The 1238-nt window shown below is 26.7% G+C and carries 1 protein-coding gene; it reads left to right on the forward strand.

What is annotated here, in order from left to right:
• Positions 1-295 precede the first annotated feature (295 nt).
• Positions 296-1174: a tyrosine-type recombinase/integrase gene (locus tag HCB45_RS15450; protein WP_185620450.1), complete on the forward strand. Its 879-nt coding sequence runs from the start codon at positions 296-298 to the stop codon at positions 1172-1174.
• Positions 1175-1238 lie beyond the last annotated feature (64 nt).

The following is a 1238-nucleotide window of genomic DNA, read 5'->3' on the forward strand; positions in this document are numbered from 1 at the left end:
CAATTTAACATTTTTGGATTGTTCGCATAATAAACAAAATTAAATTTCCGAAAAAAATAATGTTAATATATTAAATAGGAGGTGGTAAATATGTCGTTTGTTTTATCAGTAGTTAGTATTTTTAGTTCAATTATTATGGGAGGGTAAAAAAGTAGCAACAAAAAAAGAAGCCCTGTAGCAGTCGGGAAACTAGCTAATTTAAAAGGACTTCCATAAAGAAATAATATCATATTAAAGTTTAAATAATCAATTAGAAGTAAGAGAGGTTAGAGAAAGGAATGAGCATAAAAACTATATGGAAGAAACATTCTTGCTTAGAAAATATAAGGATTATTTATTTAGCACCCACTTAACACAAGGAACAATAGAAAAAAATTTGTCTGTAATTACACGGGAATTGTTAAATAAAATCACTAATATTGAACTAACTCAGATAGAATATAGAAATATAATCATTGATATGAGAAAAAGATTGAGTTCAAATACTATGTATTATTATGTGAATATACTTAAAAGATTTTATGACTTTATGATAAATTTGAAATTGATTAGCATTAATGCGAATCCATTTTCAACTACCAAAATAAAGGTTACCTCAAATAGCTCGATGGAAGTTTTATATGAAAAAGAGATACTTGATATTTACAAAATTTTTAAGGATGGATGTAAAACTACAGGTTATCAAGAATTTTTATTTGATTTTTTATATTCGACTGGCGTTAGAGTAGCAGAGTTTGAAAATCTGAATATATACGATATTGATTTTGAAAATCGTGTAATTAGGATTTGTGGAAAAGGTAATAAAGAAAGAATCGTGGTTTATAATGAAAATTTGGAAATAAATTTATTGGCTTATTTAAAAGCTAGACAAGCTATAATGAAGTTTCATAGACGCCACCATTCATATTTTTTAATCGATTTTAATACAGGTGATCGATTGAAATATGCGAAAATTTATACAGAAATTGTTCAAGTTGGTAAAATTGTTCATAGAAAGATACATCCACATATATTAAGACATTCTTATGCTACTCATTTACTTGAAAACGGTTGTGATTTGCGCTATATTCAAGAACTATTGGGGCATTCTAGCGTTTCAACTACACAAAGATATACAAGAGTTCAACTTAAACATAAACAAGATATAATAATGAGATTTCATCCAAGAGGCTAGCAGCAACTTGGATTTTTTTATGATATGAATAGAATTTTCTATTATTAGTAAGATTATGTTATAA

This window comes from Listeria farberi, from assembly GCF_014229245.1.
GTDB lineage: Bacteria > Bacillota > Bacilli > Lactobacillales > Listeriaceae > Listeria > Listeria farberi.